We start from the raw sequence: 23223 nt of genomic DNA, 5'->3' as shown, positions 1-23223 counted from the left end.
GCGCGGACCGGCACCCGCTTCGCCTGGTCAGGCGCTGCCGTCTCTACGCTCCCGCACATAGACGGCTTCGTGCCTCGGTTCGGCCATCGGCTGAACGTCGGCAGCCGACGCCAGCCGTTGCAGCCGCTTGGATCGGGCGCCGATGATAATCTCCCGAAGCGTCAGCAAGATTACAGATAGGACAAATGGCGTAATATAATAGAGGACGCGAAACAGCAGCATTCCGGCCAGCAGTTCCTCCCGGTCCATCTGCCAGAGCCCGACCAGCATGGCGGCGTCGAACACGCCAAGACCGCCGGGCGAGTGGCTGGCGAATCCGAGCAGGGTCGCCGAGACGAAGATCACCGCAACCACGACGAAGCCGACGTTCGGCTCGTCGGGGGTCAGCATGTACATCGCCAGCGCACAGAAGCTGAGGTCGACGATCCCGATCCCGATCTGGAGCAGCGTGAGCGGCCCCCCCGGCAGCGTCACGGTCCACGGGCCGCGGCCGACCCCGCGCGGCTGCACCCAGACCCAGGCGACATAGCCGATCAGGCCGAGAATGATCGCAAATGCCGCCGTGCGGTTGAGCCAGACCGGAAGCTGGTCGATCGAGGCCGCCGCCTCCGGATGATAGGCGATGCCGAGGCCCAGCACCGCGGCATTGCCGAGCCAGAAGGTCAGGCCGGCGAGAAAGCAGATCTTGGCGACGTCGATCGCGTTCAATCCCCATGCCGAATAGATGCGGTAGCGCACCGCACCGCCGGTGAAGACGCTGGCGCCGACATTGTGCCCGATCGAATAGGAGGTGAAGGCGGCAAGCGCGTTGATGCGATAGGGGACATCGGTGCGGCCGATCGCGCGGACCGCGAACCAGTCGTAAAAGGTCAGAGTGAAATAGCCGGCGGCCACGAACAGCGCGGCGAGCACGATCTGGCGCGGCTCGGTGCCCTTGATGGCGTCGATGACCTCGTTGGTGTCGATGCCGCGCAGCATGTGATAGAGCACGTAGCAGGCAACGGCGATCACCGAAATGCTGATCACAACGCCGAGCTTATGCAGGACTTGCTTCTGGCGCAGAAACGAGATCGCCCTGCGTATTGCTTCCAGCATCTAGACCCTCGAATATGATCCAGCAGCGATGGCATAGGTTGAACCCGCCGCTGCCGCCGCTGCGCTTGCTCCCTGCCCGATGTGGTAGCGCGTTTCGGGCCGGAGTGGAATTCACCTGACGGAGAATAAAACGCGATTCTTCAACATATTAGGTGACGTTCATGACCGCGAATGCACAGATTTGCTGCATTGGCGCCACCCCGACAAACTACGGACATATCCGCAAGAAGCCGCCGGCGGCGGAATCCGACGGCGGATTTAGCGCCAAACGCCGCAAAAACACAGATCGAATTTTCGGACGGCCGCCAGCGAGGCGGCCGGGATCGCGACCAATGCCGGGCGGCGGACACCGTTCCTGCCGGGTTGCCGGGCGGCGACTGAGGGTCTGGCGTCCGGTTCAGGCCCGCGGCAGGCCGCGCGAAACGACCCAGTCGCGCAGCCACGACCCGATCGCGCATCCGATCAGATACAGCGCAAACATGATGAGGCCGAGATCGAGCCAATAGCCGTAACGGCCGGGGACGATGCGCGCCAAAGCCGCCGCCAGCAGCGCGGCAACCAGCACCGAAAGCCAGAGCGCCAGGCGCCGGGATACCGCCGGGCCGCGGTGCACGACCGCGATCCAGCCCATGGCAAAGCCGAGCAGCAGCGACGTCAGCAGCCAGCCCCAGAAGAATGTCGCAAGATAAGCCATTTCCATTTCGTCCTGGCTATTTCACCACGAAATCGATGCGGCGGTTCTGTGCCTTGCCCTCGTCGGTATCGTTGCCCGCGAGCGGCTGGCTGGCGCCATAGCCGACCGCGGTAAAGCGGTTCGCGGGCAACCCGGCGCGCACCAGAAAATCCATCACGGTCTGCGCGCGCTTTTCCGACAGCGCCTGGTTGGCGGCCGGATCGCCGTCGGCATCGGTATGGCCGGCGATCTCGATATTGGCGTTCGGGCAGCGCATCGCCGTTTCAGTCAGGCGATCGAGCAGGCCGAGCGAATCCTGCGAGAGCTCGGCACTTCCGGATTCGAAACGGATCCGGGCCTTGGTCAAAAGGTCGGCGAACAATTGCTGGCACACGGTGGCGTCGACCGCCGAGGGCTGCGGCTTGACGGAGATTTCGGCCTTGAACTGCCAGCCCTGCGGAAAATCCTTGCCCAATCCGGCACGGATTTGCTGCGCGGCCGCGTCATAGAGCGCATCGCCCGAGAGCTTGACCTCGCGGTCCGACACCACCAGCGTGCCGGTCGAGAGCCGCGACAGCGCGCCGAGCGCCGGCACCACGGCTTGAGCGAAACCGGCGGGCGCACCGACGCTTGCCTTCAGATTGTCGACGACCTTCTCGCTGAAGAATTTGCGGCCCGCATTGGCCACCAGCGCTGCGTGGACATTGTTGTCGGGGACGTTGCCGGTCAGCGTCAGCGTCGACGCCACCGGATCCTTGTAGGCCTGGAACACATAAGGCGGCGCCTTGATGTCGTTGGCCGCGACCGAAAAGCCTTCCGGCAGATTGCGCAAGGCGGCTGCGATCGCTTCACGGCCGCCGAGCTCGCGCGCCATGCCGGCAAGACTCACTTTGGTGTCCGACAGCGTGATCTTGCCGTCCTTCAATTTTGCGATCTGGTCGATCAGCAGCGCAGCCGCGTTGTCGAAACGCGGCGGCGCGCCGCGCGCGAGACTCATCTGATCGGCGACTTCAACGCCGCCAAGCGCGTTGCGCGCGGTTTCCAGCAAGCGCGTCTTGCTCGCCGGCAGCGGCGCGGAGCCGCCGAGCGTCACGCGCGCCACGTCGCGCTCGGCCGACCACACGAACGGCTTTGCTTCGGGAACGAGCCGGGTGTTGTCGTTGACGAGCCGCACGCCCGGCACCGCCGCGACCGACCCTACCGCGTGCAGCCTGCCTTCCTCCGAAAAGGCCTCGGCGGACAGGCCGACGTCACGGCCAAGTACGGAAATCCGCTGCTTGTCGAGGACGGTATCCTTGAGTGCGGCATTTGAGCGCGCGGCCAGATCGGTTTCCAGCGGAATCGTGCTCGTCCAGGCGGCGAAAGCCCAAAAGACGACCAGCGGAATGACGCCCGGCCACCATTTGCTGCTCCACCTGAAAAGTCCGTGCATCCGAGTTCCCGCGGCCTCTGGGAGCGCAGAGAAAACAAACCCTTGCCGGGCTGTCAAACCCGAAATAACACCAAATGGTAAGGGTTCGGGCAGACGACGGACTAATGGTTTGTTCAGCGGTCTGTCGCTAACGTCGAATCGGAATGAACCGGTCTTTCGCCCCCCGATGAAGCAACTTCGCTCTGCCGTCATCCGCGCCGGACTCGAAGCGCTCTACTTTTCCGGTGCGCACTACCTGATGCGTCCGATTTTCGCCGGAGTCGGGGCGATTTTCATGCTGCATCACGTCCGCCCGCGGCGCGCGGACGCGTTCCAGCCCAATTACCACCTCGAGATCGCGCCGCAATTCCTGCGTGCGATGCTGTCGCATCTGCGCGCGCACAAGGTCGACATCGTCACGCCCGACGAAATGCACCAGCGGCTTTCCGAACGGAATTTTTCGAAGCGCTTCGCCTGCTTCACGCTCGACGACGGCTATCGCGACAACCGCGATCACGCACTACCCGTATTCCGCGAGTTTGACGCGCCCTGCACGGTCTATGCCGTCAGCGATTTCGCGGAAGGAACGGGACGGTTGTGGTGGGTGGCGCTGGAGCGGGTGATCGCGAACACCAATTCGATCGAGGTCAAGATCGGCGGCGCGGCGGTTCGCATCGACGCGTCTTCCCCGGCCGCCAAGCAAGCCGCGTTCGACCGATTGCACGAGTGGCTGCGTGTGCTGCCGGGCGAGCATGACGTCCGGCGCGAGATAACGGCGCTGTGCGAGCGGCACGGCGTCGACGAGACGGCGATCTGCCGGGAGCTCTGCCTGTCCTGGGACGAGCTGAAATCGTTCGCCGACGATCCGCTGGTCACGATCGGCGCGCACACGATCACGCATTGCAATCTCGCCAAGCAGAGCGAGGACGTCGCGCTGCACGAACTGACTGAAAGCCGCAAGCGCATCGAGCAGGCGATCGGCCGCGAGGTGCTCCATCTCGCCTATCCCTACGGCGACAAGATCGCCGCCGGCACGCGCGAATTCGCACTGGCGAAGGCGGCCGGCTTCAAGACCGCGGTCACCACGCGGCCCGGCATGATCTTCCCCGAGAGCGCCGACCACCTGACCGCGCTACAGCGGGTCTCGCTCAACGGCAATTACCAGGAGGCACGCATCCTGCCCGTGCTGACCTCCGGCGCGGCCACCGCGGTATGGAACGGTTTTCGCCGGATCGATGCGGCGTGATCCTGCCTTCTCCCCTTGTGGGAGAAGGTGGCGCGAAGCGCCGGATGAGGGGTTGCCAGCCTCAAGCACTGCCGTTGCGGAAACAACCCCTCACCCGTCCGCGATGCTGCGCATCGCGTCCACCCTCTCCCACAAGGGGAGAGGGGAAGAGCCCCTTCCTTGACTCGCTCTCTTCCCCGCTTCACACAGAAGCCAAATCAGGGAGAAACGCATGTTCAAGGATCTGTTCTCGCTCAAAGGCCGCGTCGCGCTCGTGACCGGGGGATCGCGCGGCATCGGCAAGATGATCGCGGCCGGATTCCTCGCGCAGGGCGCCGCCAAGGTCTACATCACCGCGCGAAAAGCCGGGCCTTGCGAAGCGACCGCAAAAGAGCTCTCCGCCGCCTGTGACGGCGAGTGCATCGCGATCCCGATCGACATGTCGACGGTCGAAGGCTGCGACAAGCTTGCGAGCGAAATCATCAAGCGCGAGCCGAAGCTCGACATCCTCGTCAACAATGCCGGCGCGGCCTGGGGCGCGGAGTTCGATGAATTCCCGGAAAGCGGCTGGGACAAGGTGATGGACCTCAACGTCAAGTCGCTGTTCTTCCTGACCAAGGCGCTGGCAAAGCCGCTGCGCGCGGCGGCAAGCGCCGAGAAGCCCGGCAAGGTCATCAACATCGCCTCGGTCGACGGCATCTTCGTCAATCCCGGCGAGACCTATTCCTACGCCGCGAGCAAAGCCGCGGTGATCCACCTGACGCGGCGCATGGCGACCAAGCTGATCAAGGACCACATCAACGTCACGGCGATCGCACCGGGCGCGTTCAAGTCGGACATGAACCGCGCTGCGCGCGATCATGCCGATGATGTGGCCAAGCGCGTACCGGCCAAACGCATCGGCACGGATGAGGATATGGCGGGGATTGCGATCTATCTGGCGTCGCGGGCCGGCGATTATGTGGTCGGCAACACCATCGCGGTCGATGGCGGCGTGGTGTATGCGAATGCGGGGCTGGCGATCGCGAGCGAGTGACGCTCGCTCTGGCGGAGAGCTCGGCTCGCCGTTTCGCCCTCAGTCGTCATACCCCGCGCATGCGGGGTATCCAGTACGCCGCGGCCTCTCGATTCCTGCCGCACGGCCTCTGGAATACTGGATCACCCGCCTTCGCGGGTGATGACGGCCGTGGGTGCCGCGCGCGTCAGCGCCTCACGTCTCGATCTTCACGTACTCGAAGTCGCCGGGCTTGTTGTCGATGCCGACTTTGGGCGGCGAGATCCAGGAAGCGAACTGGCCGATTTCTGTCACCGGCTTCATCAGCGAAGCGATGAAGTCGCCGTCGGAGGTCGACGGCAGCCATTCGCCCTTGCGCTGATTCCAGGTGGCGTCGTCGATCAGCACGCCGTCGGGCGTCGCGTGCACATCCTTGAACTCGCCGATCTGGCGATGGAAGGCAACGTTCGGCAGCGTCAGCTTGTACTGATAGCCGGCGGTGGAAATGATCTTGTTCCAGCGCAGCATGCCCTTGACGCAGTCCTGGGTGTAGTCGTCGCGCAGGCGCATGTTGAGCGCGGTCAGCGCCGGCTCGTCGACGCGCTTGACCTCGCCGTTGACCAGCTTGAGCACCGGATAGGTCGCGTTCTTGAGCTGGTGATCGTCGTCGATCTGGGTTTCCTTGTAGCGGCCCTTGATGCCGGCGTTGAAGGCGTTCGCCGCGTTGGTCGAGACTTCCGATCCGAACAGGTCGAGCGACAGCGAATAGTGCAGATTCAGCTTCTTCTGGATGGTCGGAAGGTCAATGACGCCGAGCGCGCGCACTTTTGCGATGTCGGTGGGATCGGTGATGCCGGCTTCCTTCATGGCTTCACAGGTGCGCTGCACGACGCGGCTGATGCCGGTCTCGCCGACGAACATGTGATGGGCTTCCTCCGTCAGCATGAAGCGGCAGGTGCGCGACAGCGGATCGAAGCCGGACTGCGCCAGCGAGTGCAACTGCATCTTGCCGTCGCGGTCGGTGAAGTAGGTGAACATGAAGAACGACAGCCAGTCCGGCGTCGCCTCGTTGAAGGCGCCGAGCATGCGCGGGGAATCCGCATCGCCCGAGCGGCGGCGCAGCAACTCGTCGGCCTCCTCGCGGCCGTCGCGGCCAAAATACTTTTGCAGCAGATACACCATCGCCCAGAGATGGCGGCCCTCCTCGACATTGACCTGGAAGAGATTGCGCAGGTCGTAGAGCGAGGGCGCGGTCTTGCCGAGATGGCGCTGCTGCTCGACCGAGGCCGGCTCGGTGTCGCCCTGGATCACGATCAGGCGGCGCAGCGTGGCGCGGTGCTCGCCCGGGACTTCCTGCCAGGCCGGCTTGCCGTAATTCTCGCCGAAGGGAATGACGCGGTTCTCTTCCTGCGGCGCCAGCAAAATGCCCCAGCGGTATTCCGGCATCTTGACGTAGTCGAACTTGGCCCAGCCGCGCGGATCAACCGAATAGGCGGTGCGCAGGTACACCAGCGACTGCTGAAAGCCCTCCGGCCCCATGTCGCTCCACCAGTCCATATAGCCGGGGTGCCAGCCTTCGAGGGCCTTGAGCACCTGGCGGTCCTCGGACAGATTTACGTTGTTGGGAATCTTGGTGGAGTAATCGACGTTCATGTAATTCATGGCGTGCTCCTCTGGAGGCATCTTCCGTCATGCCCGGGCTTGTCCCGGGCATCCACGTCTTGCTTTCATCGAGCGAAAGACGTGGATGGCCGGGACAAGCCCGGCCATGACGCAACAAAGATTGTCAAACCCGCGTCATATCGAACTGCGCCTTCTGGCCGGTGCCGTAGCGGCGCAGCGCGCCCTCTTCGCCGACTGCGTTGGGGCGCTGAAAAATCCAGTTCTGCCACGCCGTCAGGCGCGAGAAGATTTTCGATTCCATGGTCTCCGGCCCGACGAAGCGCAGGTTTGCTTCCATGCCGGTGAGGCCGTCGGGCGAGAAGCTGGTGCGCTCTTCCAGGAACACCCGCACCTCGTCGTCCCAATCGATGTCGTCGAGCGCGAAGGTGACGAGCCCGAGCTCTTCGGCCTCTTCCGCGTCGAGCGCAGTGCCGATGGTGGCCTCGGCGCGATCGAGGTCGGACGGATCGGCCTGGAAGCGCGACTGGAGCCGCGTCAGCCCATGGCTCATCGGATAGGGTCCAAAGTTCATCGCGGTCAGCTCGATCGCCGGCGGCGGGCGGTTGTCGCCCTGGCGCGTGCCGATCAGCATGTAGGAGCGGTCGGCGGCGAACACGAGTTCGGCCAGCGTGCCGGCAAAGCAGGAGCCGGGCTCGACCAGCGTCACCAGCGTGCGCGAGGTGACGTCGATGCGCTTCAACACTCGCTTCCAGTAGTGCCTGATCTCGTTGACCAGCCAGTGCGCCTTGTTGGCTTCGAGGAAGCCGTCATAGGCCAGCACGTTGGCGCGCTCGCCATGCGACTTGAACACCAGCATCGCGATCTCGAGCTCGTTGATGCGCAGATGCAGGATCGCATCGTCAAGCTCGCGCGCGACCTGCAACGGCCAGAACGCGGCGCCCTGCCCGATCAACCCATCGATGTCGGCCGGCGGTGCGCCCTCGGGCGCCTTGATCGAGATGGTGGCGATGCGCGCGGCGCGATCGATGTCGACGCCGACAAATTCGTATTGAACGCTGTTTTCGTCGATGGTGCGCTTGAGCGGCGTCAGCGCAATCCCCTTGCCGTTGCCGTTGCGCTTCGAAGAGCCGGCGAATTCCTTCGCCCGCTCGGCGATCTTCGCTTCGAGCTTGCTATTCGGCGCGATCTCGTCGACCAGCCGCCAGGCGACGGCGCGCTTGCCCTTGATGCCTTCCTCGATGGTGCAGAAGAAGTCGGCATGGTCGCGGCGCACCTTGCGTTTATCCACGACGCGCGTCAGCCCGCCGGTGCCAGGCAGCACCGCCAGCAGCGGCACTTCCGGTAGCGCGACGGCGGCAGCGCCGTCGTCGGCGAGGATGATGTGGTCGGTCGCGAGCGCCAGCTCATAGCCGCCGCCCGCCGCCGTGCCGTTGACGACGGTGATGAAGCGCTGGCCGGAATTTTCCGAGGAATCCTCGATGCCGTTGCGGGTCTCGTTGGTGAACTTGCAGAAATTGACCTTGTGGGCGTGGGTCGAGCCCGCCAGCATGCGGATGTTGGCGCCGGCGCAGAACACGCGGTTCTTGCCGGAGCGCACCACCACCGCCTTCACCTCGGGATGCTCGAACCGCAGCCGCTGCACGGCGTCGGCGAGTTCGATGTCGACGCCGAGGTCGTAGGAATTGAGTTTGAGCTGATAGCCCTCGAACAACCCGCCGTCCTCGTCGACGTCCATGGTGAGGGTTGCGACCTCGCCGGCCACATCCAGCTTCCAGTGCCGGTAACGCGACGGATCGGTCTGAAAATCGATGTACTTCGCGCCGCCTGCGAGCGCGCGATCTTCACCAGCCATGGGCCACCCTGGGTCTTTTTGATCTATCTCGTTGATCTATTTCGACATGCACAATAGTGCATGTTTTGGAGCGCGTCTAGTCCCAAACGCGAGAACATGCATTTTGTTGCACATTGCCATCCCTAAGAATTGTCATCCCTAAGAAAGCAGGGCCCGCGCCAGTCGAGAACGGCCTGACCTGGAGGCGAGCCAATCGGGGCTGCCCTACTGAAGGCGCTTAAGCTCGAACAAGAATTTGGCGTGCAATACCTGACCGCCGCCGTCGCGAACTTCGATCACCAGGTGGCGTGCGAGGGGGTTACCATTGGTGGCCCTCACTTCGTCCCTCAGCATGTCGGCAAGCGCGTAGGCTGCTTCGTTTTGCACGTCATCCATCGAGGAAAGGTCTGTTCCCTCTTCGTCGGCGGACAGTTGGTCCCCATTGCGCAGATCAAAATAATAAAGGGGCATGGCTGCGCTCCTTATCGAGGCGGGAGCGCAAGGTCTCTCAGCCACCGACGCCTGCGGGTCGCGTGCCGGTGATGAGAGGTGAACGAGCGCGGCGCTGACTTCGTTCCTATCGCGGCGGCTGTAGACCGGGAGATCGCAGCCACTCGCTGATGTGGGAACCCGTTTCGCACTGCCGGGCCTTCCGCAAGACTTGCTCGCGGGTAGTGCCGGGTGGAAGCAGTTTCGCTTCTTCACGCAAGCGTTTCGCCTCTTCAGCGAGACGTTCTTCCAGGGGATCGGATTGTTTGAAACGGCGGCGGTGTTGTGACATCGCGCTGCTCCATTCCGCAAGAGGAAGGCGGGAGCGCGATTGGTCTCTCTGTCACCGATAGCTGCCAAAGACCGCGCGGTGATAGCCGAAGTGTGCGCCTCAAAAAGCCGGAACGCGAGTCAATTATTCAACAGCACAGGGGACGATTCTCACCCCCTACGCGGCCCGTCCGCGCGAGCCTTCGTCATCGCGCAAAACGGCGTTTGCGAAATCCGAAATCGCATTCAGCGTCGCCCCGGGCGCTTCGCGATGCGGCGAGTGGCCCGCCCCCAGGACCTCGGTCACATCAACCGGACAATAGCATTCCTCCCTTGCGACCTCGATCTGGCGCATGGTGCCGTATTCATCATCCGCTCCTTGCAGGATCGCGATCGGCACGCGGATATAGGCGAGGTATTCCGAAATATCCCAGTTGCGGAATTTGGGGTCGAGCCAGGCGCCGTTCCAGCCGTAGAAGGCGTTGTCGACATCCTTGTGCCAGCGCGCCAGCTTGGCCTTCAGCTCGGTGGTCTCATAGGCCGACTTGATCTTCGCGATCGAGGCCACCGAAATATCCTCGACGATGAAATGCGGGGCGATCAACGCAATCCCCTGCACGCGGTGATCCTGGTGGCTGCCGGCATAGATCGCCGCGATCGAGGCGCCGTCGGAATGACCGACCAACAGGCCGCGGCGGAAACCGATGGCGCCAAGCAGTTTTGGCAGCACATCGAGCGCTTCGATGTGCATGTAGTCGACCGGCCGCGGCAGTTTTACCGGCGTGGAAGCGCCATAGCCGGCGCGCGAATAGACGAACACGCCGGCGCCGGTGCCGGCCTGGAGCTTCTCCGGAAAATCGCCCCACAGGCCGACCGAGCCGAGGCCTTCGTGCAGCATGACGATGGTCGGCGCCTTGTCGGGCGCGGGGCCGATCATGCGGTATTCGAGATCGGATGCGCCGATGCGCAGGAAGCCGGTAGGGGCGAGGGTCATGCTCTTCAATCTCCACTCTCGCGTCGTCCCTGCGAACGCAGGGACCCATACTCCGCGGCAGATGTTACGGAGCGGGGATGGCCGACAGCCTTCTCAAACAATGAAGGCCGGTGGTTATGGGTCCCTGCGTTCGCAGGGACGACGATAGACTTTTCTAGTTCGCGCCCTCGCGCAGCTTGAAGCGCTGGATCTTTCCGGTCGCGGTCTTCGGCAGCGTCTCCACGACGTCGATCCAGCGGGGATATTTCCACGGGCCGATCTTCTGCTTGACGTGCTCCTTCAGCGCATCGTGCAGGCCGTCGGTCTTGCAGTCGGCGCGCAGCACGACAAACGCCTTTGGCTTGAGCAATCCTTCCGGATCGGCTTCCGGCACCACGGCCGCTTCCAGCACCGAGGGATGCGTGATCAGCGCGCTCTCGACCTCGAACGGCGAGACCCAGATGCCGGATACCTTGAACATGTCGTCGGCGCGGCCGCAGAAGGTGAAGCGGCCTTCGGCATCCCTGATGTACTTGTCGCCGGTGCGGGTCCAGTGGCCCTCAAAGGTCTGCCGGCTCTTGCTGCGCTGATTCCAGTAGCCCTCGGCGGCAGAAGGCGCATCGACCAGCAACTCGCCGACCTCACCATCCGCCACATCGGCGCCTGCTTCGTTCACCAGCCGCACCTTGTAGCCCGGGACCGGACGGCCGGACGAGCCGTATTTGATGTCGCCGGGCGCATTGGACAGGAAGATGTGCAGCAGCTCGGTCGAACCGACGCCATCGAGAATGTCGACGCCGAAGCGCGACTTCCAGCTATTGCCGACCGATTCCGGCAGCGCCTCGCCGGCCGAGGTGCACATGCGCAATTTTGCGCCCGCACGCTCGTTCCTGGCGGTCTCGTCGTTCAGCATCGACGCGAACAATGTCGGCACGCCGTAGAAGATCGTCGGGTTGTACTTGTTCAGAAGCTCGAACATCCGCGCCGGTGTCGGCCGGTCGGCATTGAGCACCGTGCTGGCGCCGACCGACATCGGAAAGGTCAGCGCGTTGCCGAGGCCATAGGCGAAGAACAGTTTTGCCGCGGAAAGGCAGAGATCGTTCTCCCGGATGCCGAGCACCTGGCTCGCATAGGTTTCCGCGGTGGCCTGGAGATTGGAATGCAGGTGGCGCACGCCCTTGGGCATGCCGGTCGAGCCTGACGAATAGAGCCAGAACGCCGGCTCCTCGGCATGGGTGTCCGCCGTGACGAAGGAATCATTTTCCTTCGCGAGCTCTTCGGAGAGCAGCTTGTGGCCGAACGCATTGTTGCCGGATACCACGACGCATTCGAGATCCGGCATGCGGCCGACGATATCCTTGACGACGGGATAGAGCGCCTCGGAAACGAACAGCACGCGCGCGCGGCAGTCCGCCAGCACGTAGGCATACTGATCCGTCGTCAACAGCGTGTTGAGCGGCACCGGCACAATGCCGGCGCGGATCGCGCCCAAAAACACGACCGGAAAATCGACCGTATCGAGCATGATCATGGCGACCCGCTCCTCGCGGCGGACGCCGAGACGGCGCAGCATATTGGCGGCGCGGCGGCTCTGGCGTTGTAGATCGCCATAGGTCAGTTCGGAAACGGTGTCGGTGAAGGCGAGCTTGGCGCCACGGCCCTCGTCGACATTGCGGTCGAGCAGCCAGGTCACTGCGTTGTAGATCATGCCCCGCTCCCAACACGCGTCACGGCGCTTCCCCTTGCTTCAGAATTATAATTCATACAAAGACCACCGCATCGGCTTGCTGTCAATCCTCTCCGGCACTATGTTTCCTAAATATGACGACTCAGATGGGCGATCCCGAAGACACCTTTCTGGAACAGCTCGGCCAGCGCGTCCGCACCATGCGCGCGCTGCGCGGCATGTCGCGAAAGGTGCTCGCAAAAGTTTCCGGAATTTCGGAGCGCTATATCGCGCAGCTCGAGAGCGGCAAGGGCAATGTCTCGATCGTGCTGTTGCGCCGCGTGTCGAACGCGATGGGCGCGCATCTGGAAGATCTCATTCCCGACGGCGAGCCCGCACCGGACTGGCCCGTCATCCGCGATCTCCTGCGCAAGGCGACCGCAAACCAGATCGCACAGGCCAAGGACATTCTTGCCGGCCACGCCGTCTCCGCCGCGCGCCGGCCGTCCTTTGCCGGCATCGCGCTGATTGGGCTGCGCGGCGCCGGCAAGTCCACGCTCGGCAGGATGCTGGCAAAAAAGGTCGGCTGGAGTTTTGTCGAGCTGAACAAGGAGATCGAGGCGCAGAACGGGCTGTCCGTCGCCGAGATCATTGCGCTCTACGGCCAGGAAGGCTTTCGCCGCATGGAGCAGGCCGCGCTCGGGCAACTATTGGCGCGCAAGGAATTGATGGTGCTGGCGACCGGCGGCGGCATCGTCTCCGAGCCGCTGACCTTCGACCTGATCCTGTCGTCGTTCTACACCATCTGGCTGAAGGCCGAGCCGGAAGAGCACATGATGCGCGTGCGCAAGCAGGGCGACCTTCGCCCGATGGCAGACGACCGCTCCGCGATGGCGGAGCTACGCAACATCCTCGTCAGCCGCGAGCCGCTGTATTCGCGCGCTTCGGCAGTCGTCGATACGGCGGGACTGTCAGTGGATGCGGCCGCCGCCCGCCTGTTCAACGCGGTGACGCCGGTGCTGGAGCAGGACGCGCGAATGTTCGCGCGGGGCTGACGCCTCCACACTTCTCATACCTCGACTCCTGTAGTTCCGTGCGCGGAACGGCATAGGCACTGCGCGCTGGAAGGCGTATAATTTCGGGGTCCTTCGCGGAAAATGACCAACGTGACGTGGAGGTGGCCATGAAATATGTGCTGCTTGGTAATTTGAGCCCGGAGTGGGCGAGCAAGCAATCGGACCGGATCGGCAAGGCCAAGACAAAGCTCGACAAGCTGGGCATCAAGATCGAGTCGATCCATTACACGCAGGGCTACTACGATTTTATCGACATCGTCGATGCCCCCAATCCGGAGGCCATGCTCGCGTTCTCCGTCTGGTACGCGACCCAGGGCATGGGACGGATCCAGAGCATGCCGGCCTTCGATGCAAAGAGTTTTGAGACCGCGATCAAGGGCGCCGCGGGCTAGCGCTTAAGGCGCTTCGATCCGCTCGCAGAAGCGGATGCGATTGCTGAACGGATCAGTCACGCCGGTCTCCAGCGTGCCCCATGGCGTCTTTTCGAGTCCCGGTCGCATGTAACCGTAGCCCTTGGCGCTGATCTCGCGATGGAAGGCTTCGACACCCTGCATCATCACCCTGATTTGGGCGCCCGGACTGCAATCGCCGTGATGCTCGCTCAAGTGCAGCAGCAGGCCGCCGCGCGAGACCTGGCGATAGAGCGGCAGGCCCGGCTCGAAGCGATGATCGAAGTCGACGGAGAAGCCGAGAAAGCCCAGATAGAATTCGTCCGCCTTTGCGATGTCGAAGATGCGCAGAATGGGGATGACCTGATTGAAACTGATTTCCATGGCTTTCGAACCCCAAGACATTCTTCGGTTTCACAGCAACTGGTCTTTGACGTCCTCCGCCCCCTCCCGCAGCAGCGGCAGGAAACGGTCAGTCAATTCGCGCGCCGGCACGCGATCGACATGGGCGCCCATGTTGATGGCGGCGACGATGGTGCCGTCGTAGCGACGGACGGGGACCGAGATCGAGCGGAAATGCGCCTCGGCCTCGCGGTCGACTAGCGAATAGCCCTGCTTGCGGTCTGCGATAATCGCGGCAAGCACGCGCTTCGGATCGGTTACGGTGTGGGGCGTCAGCGCCTCGCGCCGCATTCCCTTCAATCGCTTCGCAAGATCGGCGTCATCGAACTGGCCGAGCATGGCGCGGCCGACGGAGGTGCAGAACGCCGGCAGGCGATAGCCGACATCCAGCCCGCCAAACATCCGTGCCGGCGTGCCGCGGGCGATGAACACGACCTCGTCGCGGTCGAGCAGCGCCAGCGAACTGATTTCCTGCGCCGCACCGGCTATGCGGTCGAGCACCGGCTGGAGCACCGCCACGATCTGGTTCGAGCGGAGGTAAGAGCCGGCAAGCGTCAGCACATGCGGCGTCAGCGAAAACAGCTTTCCGTCGGTCGAGACGAAGCCGCCATGCGCCAGCGTGAACAGGATGCGGCGCGCGGTGGCGCGCGGCAGATCGGCGGCGCGCGCGATGTCGCTCAGCGTCATCGGCCCGGCGATGTTGCCGAAGGCTTGTAGCAGCCGCAGGCCGCGGTCGAGGCTCTCGACGAAATCGGTGGCGCGCTCCTCGCCTTCGCGCTTCAGCTTTGGCATATCTGTGTCTCGTTAGTTTGAGCGTGACCTCCGCGCAAACGCTCCGCGCTTGTCGCGAGGGAAAACCGGTCCCCACTTTCCGGGTCGCGCTGTCTCGAACCGTTCAAAATTGTGCTTGGCCGTCAAATCCAGACATGGCATAATTCGCACATTCGTTCAATAGACGAACAAATTTGCAAGCGGGAGATGCCACCATGATGAGCCAGGAGCAGAACGACCTGATCACCCGCACCTCGCGCAAGGACCCATGCGGCAGGCTGATGCGGATGTACTGGCAGCCGGCGGCGCTGGTCGACGAGCTACAGGGCGAACGCCCGGTGCGGCCGGTGAAATTGCTCGGCGAAAACCTGGTGCTGTTCCGCGACGAACAGGGCCGCTACGGCCTGATCGACCGCCATTGCGCGCATCGCGGCGCCGACCTCGCCTTCGGCCGACTGGAGAATGGCGGCTTGCGCTGCGCGTTTCACGGCTGGCTGTTCGACACCTCAGGCCAGTGCCTGGAGACACCGGCCGAGCCAAAGGGCTCGCAGCTCTGCAAGGGCATCAGGCAACGCTCTTATCCCGTGATCGAGAAGAGCGGCATCCTCTGGGCGTATCTCGGCGAAGGCACCCCGCCCGCCTTTCCGGAGATCGACTGCTTTGTCGCGCCCGACAGCCATACCTTTGCGTTCAAGGGCCACATGAATTGCAACTGGCTACAGGCCCTCGAAGTCGGCATCGACCCCGCGCATGCTTCCTTCCTGCACCGCTTCTTCGAGGACGAGGACACCTCCACCGCCTACGGAAAGCAGTTCCGCGGCGCGTCAGCCGGGTCCGAGATGCCGATGACAAAGATTTTGCGCGAGTACGACAACCCGATCATCAATGTCGAGCACACCGAGTACGGCCTGCGGCTGATCGCGCTGCGCCAGATCGACGAGGAACGCACCCACGTGCGGGTGACCAACCAGCTTTTCCCGCACGGCTTTGTCATTCCGATGAGCACGGAGATGACGATCACGCAGTGGCACGTGCCGGTCGATGACGAGAACTGCTACTGGTATGCGATCTTCACCTCCTACACGGCGCCGGTCGACAAGAAGAAGATGCGCGACCAGCGGCTCGAGCTCTACGAGCTGCCCGACTACAAATCGCGCAAGAACAGGAGCAACGATTACGGTTTCGATCCGCACGAGCAGGCGACCGAGACCTACACCGGCATGGGCACCGACATCAACGTGCACGACCAGTGGGCGGTGGAATCGATGGGCGCGATTCAGGACCGCACCCAGGAGCACCTCGGCCAGAGCGACAAGGCGATCGTGCAGTATCGCCGCCTGCTACGCGCCGAGATCGAAAAGGTTTCGGGCGGCGAGAAACCGATGCTGTTCCTCGATGAGGCGCATGCGCGCAGCATTCAGGGCCCCGCCACCATGGACGGCATCGGGCCGACGTTAGGCTGGGAGCTCTACTGGATGGAAGTCGACGTCAAGCGCCGCCGCGGCGCGCCATGGGCCGCGCCGGTGCCGAAGGAGATTTCCGGGAAGATCCATCATCTGACGGCGGCGGAGTAGTAGTTGCCGTCATTGCGAGCGAAGCGAAGCAATCCATCGTGCCTCAAGGGAAGTGTGGATTGCTTCGTCGCTTCGCTCCTCGCAATGACGGATACATTGGGGGACAGCGTTGAGTTTTGTCGAGCGTCACGGCCTGTGGTCGGATGAACAAAGGGAGGCCGCCGGCCGCCTCCGCAAGATCGTCGAGGAGAAAAAACTCGAGGTCATCCGCCTCTCCTTTCCCGACCAGCACGGCATTTTGCGCGGCAAGACGCTGATCGCGAGTGAAGCGGTCAGTTCGCTCGAAAGCGGCTGCTCCATCACCACCACCATGCTCGCCAAGGACACCTCGCACCGCACGGTGTTTCCGGTGTTCACGTCCGGCGGCGGTTTTGGCATGAAGGAGATGGAAGGCGCCGCCGATGTGCTGATGGTGGCCGACCCCACCACCTTCCGCGTGCTCCCATGGGCACAGAACACTGGCTGGCTGATGTGCGACCTCTATTTCGCCGACGGCCGCCCGGTGCCGTTCGCGACGCGCAACCTCTATCGCGGCGTCCTCGATCGACTGGCCAAGCGCGGCTACGACTTCGTCGCGGGGCTGGAGGTCGAATTCCACCTGTTCAAGCTGGAAGATTCGCAGATGGCGCCGGAGCACGCCGGGCAGCCCGGCACGCCGCCGGCGGTCAGCCTGCTCTCGCACGGCTACCAGTATCTCACCGAGCAGCGCTACGACCAGATGGAGCCGGTGCTGGAGATCATCCGCCGCGACGTGCTTGCGGTCGGCCTGCCGCTGCGCTCGGTGGAAGTCGAGTTCGGTCCGAGCCAGTGCGAATTCACATTCGCGCCGACCAGGGGGCTGGCGCCAGCCGACAATATGGTGCTGTTCCGATCGGCGGTGAAACAAATCGCGCGGCGGCACGGCTATCACGCCACCTTCATGTGCCGGCCAAAGCTGCCGAACGTGTTCGCCAGCGGATGGCATCTGCACCAGTCGCTGGTGTCGCGCACGACAGGCGAGAATGCGTTCATGGGCAAGGAAGGCGGTGAGCCACTGAGCCCGCTGGCGCTCGGCTACCTCGCCGGCCTGCTGGAGCACGCCCGCGCCTCCACCGTGTTCACCACGCCGACCATCAACGGCTACAAGCGCTACCGCTCCTATTCGCTGGCGCCGGACCGCGCGATCTGGGGCCGCGACAACCGCGGCGTCATGATCCGCGTGCTCGGCGGGCCGAACGATCCGGCGACACGGCTGGAGAACCGGATCGGCGAGCCCGCGGCCAATCCCTATCTCTACATGGCCTCGCAAATCCTCTCCGGCCTCGACGGCGTCGACCGCAAGCTCGATCCGGGTCCGTCAGCGGATACGCCCTATGAGACCAAGGCGGCGCTGTTGCCGAAGAGTCTTCGCGAGGCTGTGTTCGCACTGCACGACGATCCCTTCTTCCGCGAGACGCTGGGCAAGGAGTTCGTCGACTACTACGTTCACATCAAAAATGCCGAGATCGACCGTTTTCAGGCCGAAGTGTCGGACTGGGAGCACCGCGAATATTTCGAGATGTTTTGACGAAGCTCTCTCCTCGTCATTGCGAGGAGCGTAAGCGACGCGGCAATCCAGAGTCCCGCACGTGACTCTGGATTGCTTCGCTTCGCTCGCAATGACGGTTGAGGCAGTTCGGCCTCGATCCTTCGAGACGCCGCTTCGCGGCTCCTCAGGATGAGGGGATAGTGCGACGGCTGAGACAGACTATGACCCTCATGGTGAGGAGCGCGGCAACGCCGCGCGTCTCGAACCACGAGGCCCGGCTATATCTCCGTCATTGCGAGGAGCAACGCGACGAAGCAATCCAGCTTTCTTCGCTCCGGCAACAAAGCTGGATTGCTTCGCTGCGCTCGCAATGACGGTCGAGAGAGCTGGGCTAAATCCCCAGATACCGGTGCTGTAGCTCCGGCTCGGCGATCAGCTGGTCCGACGTACCGTTCCACACGGTGCGGCCGCGCTCGATCATGTAATGGCGGTCGGCGATGCGGGTCAGGTTGCCGACGTTCTTGTCGATGACGAGCACCGACTGGCCCTGCCCTTTCAGCATCGACAGGCAGCTCCAGATTTCCTCGCGGATCAGTGGCGCAAGGCCTTCGGTGGCCTCGTCGAGGATCAGGAGTTTCGGATTGGTCATCAGCGCGCGGCCGATCGCCAGCATCTGCTGCTCGCCGCCGGAGAGCGTGACGCCCATGTTGTTCGAGCGCTCGGCGAGGCGCGGAAACAGCGCGTGGATCTTGTCGATGGTCCAGGGATCGCGCGCGCCCTGCCGGTTGCCGGAGGCGGCGACGAGGTTTTCGTGAACGGTGAGATTGGGGAATATCTGGCGGCCCTCGGGCACCAGCCCAATGCCGAGCTGTGCGATCTTGTAGGACGGCAAGGTGCGCACGTCCTGCCCGGCGAAGCGGACGGTGCCGGCGCGCGCGGGCGTCAGGCCCATGATGGAGCGAATGGTGGTGGTCTTGCCCATGCCGTTGCGGCCCATCAGGGCGACCATCTCGCCGGAATGGACTCTTAGCGACAGGCCGAACAGCACCTGGCTGAGGCCATAGCAGGTCTCGATGCCGTCGATTTCGAGCAGGGTTTCAGCCGTCCTGGTATCAGCCACGGCGCGTCACCGCATGCTGGTCGCCGAGATAGGCGCGCTTGACCTCTTCATTGTTGCGGATTTCGTCCGGTCCGCCCGAGGCGATGACGCGGCCATAAACCAGCACCGTGATGCGGTCGGCGAGCGCGAAAACCGCCTCCATGTCGTGCTCGACAAGCACGATGGTGACTTCCTTGCGCAGCTCCTTCAGCAGGCCGACCATGCGGGCGGATTCGGTGACGCCGAGGCCGGCCATCGGCTCGTCCAGCAGCAGGAGTTGCGGTTTTGTGGCGAGCGCCACCGCCAGCTCCAGTTCGCGCTGCTCGCCATGGCTGAGCTCGGAGACGACGACATTGGCGCGCTTCTCCAGCCCGACACGCCTGAGCGCCGACAGCGCGGCCTCGCGCAGGTGCTGTTCCTTCCGCGCATCGCCCCAGAACCGGAAGGAGTGGCCGTCATGCGCTTGCGCTGCGAGCGCGACGTTGTCGATCGCGGTGAAATTCGGCAGCAGCGAGGTGATCTGGAACGAACGCGCCAGGCCCAGCCGGCTGCGGCGGTACGCCGGCAGCCGCGTGACATCCATGCCGGCGAAATGGATGGTGCCGGAATTCGGCGTCAACTGCCCGGTCAGCTGGCTGATCAGCGTGGTCTTGCCGGCGCCGTTCGGGCCGATAATGGCATGCAGCTCGCCCGGAATGACGTCGAGCGAGAGGTTGTCGGTGGCGAGGATGCCGCCGAACCGGCGCACGAGATTTTGCACGCGCATCAGGGGTTCAGCCACGTGAAAACCTCCCCAGAATACCCATGATGCCGCCGCGCGCGAACAGCACGATGAGGAGCAGCAGCGGCCCCATGATCAGCGCCCAGTATTCGGTGAATTGCGACAAGAACTCTTCCAGCAGGAGAAAGGCGATGGCGCCGATCACGGGCCCGAACAGCGAGCCCATGCCGCCGAATATCACCATCACCATGAGATCGCCGGAGCGGGTCCAGTACATCACGGCGGGGCTGACGAAATCGGTGTTGTTGGCGAGCAGCGCGCCGGCGAGGCCGCAGATGGTGCCCGAGATGACGAAGCAGACCAGACGATAGCGATAGGCAGGAAAGCCGATCGCCTGCATGCGCTGCTCGTTGGAGCGCACGCCCTGCACCACCATGCCGAAACGCGAATTAACGATGCGCCAGATCAGATAGACGCCGCCGAGCAGACAGGCGAGGCACACATAATAGAACTGCACGCGATCGGAAAGATTGATCAATCCGCCGAAATCACTGCGCTTGTAGATGGTCAGGCCATCGTCGCCGCCGTAACGCGACAGGCCGGAGGCGACGTAATAGGCCATTTGCGCAAAGGCGAGCGTGATCATGATGAAATAGACGCCGCGCGTGCGAAGCGAGAGCGAGCCAATCACCAGCGCGAACAGCGCGGAGGTGATCAATGCAACCGGCCACTGGATGAAGCCGGAGCCGATGCCCTCATGGGCGAGGATGCCTACCGCATAGCCGCCGATGCCGAGATAGGCGGCATGGCCAAAGCTCATCATGCCGCCATAGCCCATGATGAGGTTGAGGCTGGCGGCGGCGAGCGCAAAGATGATGATACGGGTGAACAGCGTCAGCACGAATACCTTGCCTGACAGCGCCGAATAGACCGGCAGCAGCAACAGGCCGGCAATCACCAGCACGACGACGACATTACGCGCGTTGAACGAAAGCTTCATCGCTTGGCGGCCGGGAACAGCCCCTCCGGCCGCACCACCAGGATGATGGCCATCAGGAGGTAGATTAGCATCGAGGACAACGCAGGTGCGGCGGTGGAGGCCGCGGTGGAGCTCAACACCTTGCGCAACAGGTCCGGCAGGAAGGCGCGGCCGAGCGTATCGATCATCCCGACAAAGATCGCGGCCATGAAGGCGCCGCGGATCGAGCCGATGCCGCCGATCACGATGATGACAAAGGCGAGGATCAGGATGTTCTCGCCCATGCCGATCTGCACGGTGAGGATCGGCGCCTGCATCAGGCCGGCAAGGCCTGCGAGCGCAGCGCCGAGGCCGAATACCAGCGTGAACAGCAGCTTGATGTTGATGCCGAGCGCGCCGATCATCTCGCGGTTGGAGGCGCCGGCGCGGATCAGCATGCCGATCCGGGTGCGCATCACCACGAAATAGAGCATGGCCGCGACTGCCAGCGCGACGATGATGATGGAGAGACGATAAGCCGGATAATACACACCGGGCAGGATCTGCACCGGCACCGTCAGCCAGGAAGGCAGCGGCAGCGCGAGGCCCGCCGGTCCCCAGACCAGCCGCACCAGATCATTGAAGAACAGGATCAGGCCGAACGTCGCCAGCACCTGGTCGAGATGGTCGCGACCGTAGAGATGTCTCAGCGCCACCGATTCCAGCAGTATGCCGAGCAGCAATGTGGCGCCGAGCGCCAGCACTACGCCGAGCACGAAGCTCCCGGTCCAGGCGACGAAGGTCGCCGCGAAATAGGCGCCCATCATGTAGAGCGAGCCATGGGCGAGGTTGACGAAATCCATGATGCCGAACACCAGCGTCAGCCCTGCCGCCAGCAGGAACAGCAGCAGGCCGAACTGCAACCCGTTCAGACATTGTTCGACAACGACCAGCATGACCCCTTCAAGCCTTTGCGCCTGATCCTACCGGAAAACCGGCACCCACTTACAAAACAGCGGCAGCGCGAGCCGCGCCGCCGCCTATTGTTGTTGGGCGCATCAACTCCTGCAAGCTCTCTAAGGTTTAAGCTCTTGCAAGAATCATGCGCCGATAGAACTCACTTCATCGGGCACTTGCCGGCAAAACCGTCCTGCGCGTCCTTGACGATGGTCGCTACGGTCTTCAGCGCAAGCTGGCCTTCCGAATCCTTCACCACGTCCTGTAGATAGAAGTTCTGGATCGGGATGTGGTTGTTGCCGTACTTGTAAGGGCCGCGCACCGACTTGAAGTTGGCCTTCTCCATCTCGGCCTTCATCGCGTCCTTCTTGGTCAGGTCGCTCTTGACCGCCACGACGGCGCTGTTGATCAGGTTGGCGGCGTCATAGGACTGCGCACCGTAGAAAGTCGGGCGCAGGCCGGGATACTTCTTGCGGTAGTCGGCGACGAATTTCTTGTTTTCGTCATTCGGCAAATCGTTGACCCATTGCTGAGCGCCGGGAACACCGAGCGCGTTGTCCTTCTGGAGCGGCAGCGACAATTCGTCGATGGTGAAGGCGGTGTAGAGCGGAATCTGCGCCTTGATGCCGGCCTGGGCGTACTGGTTGAGGAACTGCACGCCCGCCGCACCCGGATAGAACACGAAGATCGATTGGGCGCCCGAGTTCTTGGCCTTGGTCAACTCGGCGGAGAAGTCGAGCTGGCTCGGCCACACCGTGTATTCCTCGCCCTTGACCTCGCCCTTGAAGGTACTCTTGACGCCAGCCAGCATGTCCTTGCCGGCGGCATAATTCGGACCGATCAGGAATACCGACTTCACGCCCTTCTGGTTCATGTAGAGGCCCATGGCCTGCGGCGTCTGGTCGTTCTGCCAGGAGGTCGAGAACACGTAAGGCGAGCAGAGTTCGCCGGCGAGCTGCGACGGGCCGGCATTGGCCGAGATCAGGAAGGTCTTGCTGTCGACCGCGGTCTTCAGCGAGGCCAAGAGCACGTTCGACCAGATGTAGCCGACGATGAAATCGACCTTGTCGGACTGGATCAGCTTTTCGGTCTTCTGCTTGCCGACGTCAGGCTTCTGGCCGTCATCCTCGTAGATCACCTCGACGGGCTTGCCGTCCATCTTGCGGCCGAGATGGTCGAGCGCGAGCTCGAACGAATTGCGCATGTCGTTGCCAATCGCAGCGGTCGGGCCGCTGAAGGTCGAGACGAAGCCGATCTTGATGGTGTCGGCCGCGAGCGCAGGCTGCGCCACGAATGCCAGCGCGGTGACGCCCGCCAGCCAGAATGCCGTTTTTCTCATATTCAATCCCCTCCTGAATGATCGAATTGTTCGTGCCCGGCCGGTTGTCCGGCCGTGCACGGCGCGCCGATCGCGGGCCCTCTTGGTGGCTGTTTTGTGCGCGAAATCGCCAGCCCGCAGCAAGCATGAACCGATGGGTCTTGCTTAGAACCTTCGGCCGATGCTTTCGACAGCCTGAAC

Annotated in this window: 22 protein-coding genes; 6 read left to right on the top strand and 16 right to left on the bottom strand. The window is 63.3% G+C overall.

Going from position 1 to position 23223, the window contains the following annotated elements:
• Positions 1-27 precede the first annotated feature (27 nt).
• The 3 genes from JQ628_RS19125 to JQ628_RS19115 form a co-directional block, all read right to left on the bottom strand.
• Positions 28-1095: a lysylphosphatidylglycerol synthase domain-containing protein gene (locus tag JQ628_RS19125; protein ID WP_212224476.1), complete on the bottom strand. Its 1068-nt coding sequence runs from the start codon at positions 1093-1095 to the stop codon at positions 28-30.
• Positions 1096-1492: 397 nt separating this feature from the next.
• Positions 1493-1789 carry a hypothetical protein gene (locus JQ628_RS19120; protein WP_212224474.1) on the bottom strand — a complete coding sequence of 99 codons (297 nt, stop codon included), beginning with the start codon at positions 1787-1789 and terminating at the stop codon, positions 1493-1495.
• A gap of 16 nt (positions 1790-1805) precedes the next feature.
• On the bottom strand, positions 1806-3200 hold the full coding sequence (locus JQ628_RS19115; RefSeq protein WP_212224473.1) for an OmpA family protein: 1395 nt from the start codon (positions 3198-3200) through the stop codon (positions 1806-1808).
• 166 nt (positions 3201-3366) lie between these two features.
• Between JQ628_RS19115 and JQ628_RS19110 the strand changes: the two genes are divergently transcribed.
• Together JQ628_RS19110 and JQ628_RS19105 are read left to right on the top strand one after the other, a co-directional pair.
• Positions 3367-4425 (top strand): polysaccharide deacetylase family protein, encoded by a 1059-nt coding sequence (locus JQ628_RS19110; protein ID WP_212224472.1) that lies wholly within the window; start codon positions 3367-3369, stop codon positions 4423-4425.
• A 211-nt stretch (positions 4426-4636) separates the two neighbouring features.
• Positions 4637-5440, top strand: a complete 804-nt coding sequence (locus tag JQ628_RS19105) for an SDR family NAD(P)-dependent oxidoreductase (RefSeq protein WP_212224471.1) — start codon at positions 4637-4639, stop codon at positions 5438-5440.
• Positions 5441-5614: 174 nt separating this feature from the next.
• On the opposite strand, the gene boxB is transcribed toward JQ628_RS19105, so the two are convergent.
• The 6 genes from boxB to JQ628_RS19080 form a co-directional block, all read right to left on the bottom strand.
• Entirely contained in the window at positions 5615-7051 is a 1437-nt protein-coding gene (gene boxB / locus JQ628_RS19100) for a benzoyl-CoA 2,3-epoxidase subunit BoxB (RefSeq protein ID WP_212224536.1), read from the bottom strand.
• A 133-nt stretch (positions 7052-7184) separates the two neighbouring features.
• The gene (gene boxC, locus JQ628_RS19095; RefSeq protein WP_212224470.1) at positions 7185-8873 is read right to left on the bottom strand and encodes a 2,3-epoxybenzoyl-CoA dihydrolase; all 1689 of its coding nucleotides are present in this window, start codon (positions 8871-8873) and stop codon (positions 7185-7187) included.
• Between the two features lie 204 nt (positions 8874-9077).
• Complete coding sequence (locus JQ628_RS19090; RefSeq protein ID WP_212224469.1) at positions 9078-9323, bottom strand: DUF6894 family protein; 246 nt, start codon at positions 9321-9323, stop codon at positions 9078-9080.
• Between the two features lie 106 nt (positions 9324-9429).
• Positions 9430-9633, bottom strand: a complete 204-nt coding sequence (locus JQ628_RS34535) for a hypothetical protein (protein WP_249128090.1) — start codon at positions 9631-9633, stop codon at positions 9430-9432.
• A gap of 156 nt (positions 9634-9789) precedes the next feature.
• Positions 9790-10605: an alpha/beta fold hydrolase gene (locus JQ628_RS19085; RefSeq protein ID WP_212224468.1), complete on the bottom strand. Its 816-nt coding sequence runs from the start codon at positions 10603-10605 to the stop codon at positions 9790-9792.
• A 154-nt stretch (positions 10606-10759) separates the two neighbouring features.
• The gene (locus JQ628_RS19080; RefSeq protein WP_212224466.1) at positions 10760-12292 is read right to left on the bottom strand and encodes a benzoate-CoA ligase family protein; all 1533 of its coding nucleotides are present in this window, start codon (positions 12290-12292) and stop codon (positions 10760-10762) included.
• Between the two features lie 125 nt (positions 12293-12417).
• Between JQ628_RS19080 and JQ628_RS19075 the strand changes: the two genes are divergently transcribed.
• Entirely contained in the window at positions 12418-13305 is an 888-nt protein-coding gene (locus JQ628_RS19075) for a helix-turn-helix transcriptional regulator (RefSeq protein WP_249128088.1), read from the top strand.
• A gap of 128 nt (positions 13306-13433) precedes the next feature.
• Positions 13434-13718: a GYD domain-containing protein gene (locus tag JQ628_RS19070; RefSeq protein ID WP_212224462.1), complete on the top strand. Its 285-nt coding sequence runs from the start codon at positions 13434-13436 to the stop codon at positions 13716-13718.
• A 3-nt stretch (positions 13719-13721) separates the two neighbouring features.
• On the opposite strand, the gene JQ628_RS19065 is transcribed toward JQ628_RS19070, so the two are convergent.
• Positions 13722-14099 (bottom strand): glyoxalase superfamily protein, encoded by a 378-nt coding sequence (locus JQ628_RS19065; RefSeq protein ID WP_212224461.1) that lies wholly within the window; start codon positions 14097-14099, stop codon positions 13722-13724.
• Between the two features lie 30 nt (positions 14100-14129).
• The gene (locus tag JQ628_RS19060; protein ID WP_212224460.1) at positions 14130-14909 is read right to left on the bottom strand and encodes an IclR family transcriptional regulator domain-containing protein; all 780 of its coding nucleotides are present in this window, start codon (positions 14907-14909) and stop codon (positions 14130-14132) included.
• A 194-nt stretch (positions 14910-15103) separates the two neighbouring features.
• Here JQ628_RS19060 and JQ628_RS19055 point away from each other — a divergent pair, with 194 nt between their 5' ends.
• Together JQ628_RS19055 and JQ628_RS19050 are read left to right on the top strand one after the other, a co-directional pair.
• Positions 15104-16462, top strand: a complete 1359-nt coding sequence (locus JQ628_RS19055) for an aromatic ring-hydroxylating dioxygenase subunit alpha (protein WP_212224459.1) — start codon at positions 15104-15106, stop codon at positions 16460-16462.
• Between the two features lie 109 nt (positions 16463-16571).
• A complete protein-coding gene (locus JQ628_RS19050) occupies positions 16572-18008 on the top strand; it encodes a glutamine synthetase family protein (RefSeq protein ID WP_212224458.1) in 1437 nt (478 codons plus the stop codon).
• A 352-nt stretch (positions 18009-18360) separates the two neighbouring features.
• Here the strand turns inward: JQ628_RS19050 and JQ628_RS19045 are convergent, their stop codons facing one another.
• The 5 genes from JQ628_RS19045 to JQ628_RS19025 all read right to left on the bottom strand — a co-directional run bounded on the left by JQ628_RS19045 (position 18361) and on the right by JQ628_RS19025 (position 23043).
• Positions 18361-19089, bottom strand: coding sequence for an ABC transporter ATP-binding protein (locus tag JQ628_RS19045; RefSeq protein WP_212224457.1), 729 nt, complete (start codon positions 19087-19089; stop codon positions 18361-18363).
• The gene (locus tag JQ628_RS19040) at positions 19082-19849 is read right to left on the bottom strand and encodes an ABC transporter ATP-binding protein (RefSeq protein WP_212224456.1); all 768 of its coding nucleotides are present in this window, start codon (positions 19847-19849) and stop codon (positions 19082-19084) included. The genes JQ628_RS19045 and JQ628_RS19040 overlap by 8 nt, the downstream gene beginning before the upstream one ends.
• Positions 19842-20789, bottom strand: coding sequence for a branched-chain amino acid ABC transporter permease (locus tag JQ628_RS19035; RefSeq protein WP_212224455.1), 948 nt, complete (start codon positions 20787-20789; stop codon positions 19842-19844). The genes JQ628_RS19040 and JQ628_RS19035 overlap by 8 nt, the downstream gene beginning before the upstream one ends.
• Complete coding sequence (locus JQ628_RS19030; protein WP_212224453.1) at positions 20786-21703, bottom strand: branched-chain amino acid ABC transporter permease; 918 nt, start codon at positions 21701-21703, stop codon at positions 20786-20788. Before JQ628_RS19030 ends, JQ628_RS19035 begins: the two co-directional genes overlap by 4 nt.
• A 161-nt stretch (positions 21704-21864) precedes the next feature.
• The gene (locus JQ628_RS19025; RefSeq protein WP_212224451.1) at positions 21865-23043 is read right to left on the bottom strand and encodes an ABC transporter substrate-binding protein; all 1179 of its coding nucleotides are present in this window, start codon (positions 23041-23043) and stop codon (positions 21865-21867) included.
• Positions 23044-23223 lie beyond the last annotated feature (180 nt).

The sequence above is a fragment of the Bradyrhizobium lablabi genome (genome assembly GCF_018129385.1).
GTDB lineage: Bacteria > Pseudomonadota > Alphaproteobacteria > Rhizobiales > Xanthobacteraceae > Bradyrhizobium > Bradyrhizobium lablabi_C.
The sequence above is the reverse complement of the archived record's forward strand: the minus strand, read 5'-3'. Positions and strand labels throughout refer to the sequence as shown.

Bases quoted from the DNA above. Each gene is read 5' to 3' on its own strand.
- JQ628_RS19055 (WP_212224459.1), top strand. From the start codon at position 15,104: ATGATGAGCCAGGAGCAGAACGACCTGATCACCCGCACCTCGCGCAAG.
- JQ628_RS19080 (WP_212224466.1), bottom strand. From the start codon at position 12,292: ATGATCTACAACGCAGTGACCTGGCTGCTCGACCGCAATGTCGACGAG.
- boxB (WP_212224536.1), bottom strand. From the start codon at position 7,051: ATGAACGTCGATTACTCCACCAAGATTCCCAACAACGTAAATCTGTCC.
- JQ628_RS19075 (WP_249128088.1), top strand. From the start codon at position 12,418: ATGGGCGATCCCGAAGACACCTTTCTGGAACAGCTCGGCCAGCGCGTC.
- JQ628_RS19030 (WP_212224453.1), bottom strand. From the start codon at position 21,703: ATGCTGGTCGTTGTCGAACAATGTCTGAACGGGTTGCAGTTCGGCCTG.
- JQ628_RS19060 (WP_212224460.1), bottom strand. From the start codon at position 14,909: ATGCCAAAGCTGAAGCGCGAAGGCGAGGAGCGCGCCACCGATTTCGTC.
- boxC (WP_212224470.1), bottom strand. From the start codon at position 8,873: ATGGCTGGTGAAGATCGCGCGCTCGCAGGCGGCGCGAAGTACATCGAT.
- JQ628_RS19110 (WP_212224472.1), top strand. From the start codon at position 3,367: ATGAAGCAACTTCGCTCTGCCGTCATCCGCGCCGGACTCGAAGCGCTC.
- JQ628_RS19105 (WP_212224471.1), top strand. From the start codon at position 4,637: ATGTTCAAGGATCTGTTCTCGCTCAAAGGCCGCGTCGCGCTCGTGACC.
- JQ628_RS19065 (WP_212224461.1), bottom strand. From the start codon at position 14,099: ATGGAAATCAGTTTCAATCAGGTCATCCCCATTCTGCGCATCTTCGAC.
- JQ628_RS19090 (WP_212224469.1), bottom strand. From the start codon at position 9,323: ATGCCCCTTTATTATTTTGATCTGCGCAATGGGGACCAACTGTCCGCC.
- JQ628_RS19070 (WP_212224462.1), top strand. From the start codon at position 13,434: ATGAAATATGTGCTGCTTGGTAATTTGAGCCCGGAGTGGGCGAGCAAG.
- JQ628_RS19115 (WP_212224473.1), bottom strand. From the start codon at position 3,200: ATGCACGGACTTTTCAGGTGGAGCAGCAAATGGTGGCCGGGCGTCATT.
- JQ628_RS19085 (WP_212224468.1), bottom strand. From the start codon at position 10,605: ATGACCCTCGCCCCTACCGGCTTCCTGCGCATCGGCGCATCCGATCTC.
- JQ628_RS19035 (WP_212224455.1), bottom strand. From the start codon at position 20,789: ATGAAGCTTTCGTTCAACGCGCGTAATGTCGTCGTCGTGCTGGTGATT.
- JQ628_RS19125 (WP_212224476.1), bottom strand. From the start codon at position 1,095: ATGCTGGAAGCAATACGCAGGGCGATCTCGTTTCTGCGCCAGAAGCAA.
- JQ628_RS19120 (WP_212224474.1), bottom strand. From the start codon at position 1,789: ATGGCTTATCTTGCGACATTCTTCTGGGGCTGGCTGCTGACGTCGCTG.
- JQ628_RS34535 (WP_249128090.1), bottom strand. From the start codon at position 9,633: ATGTCACAACACCGCCGCCGTTTCAAACAATCCGATCCCCTGGAAGAA.
- JQ628_RS19025 (WP_212224451.1), bottom strand. From the start codon at position 23,043: ATGAGAAAAACGGCATTCTGGCTGGCGGGCGTCACCGCGCTGGCATTC.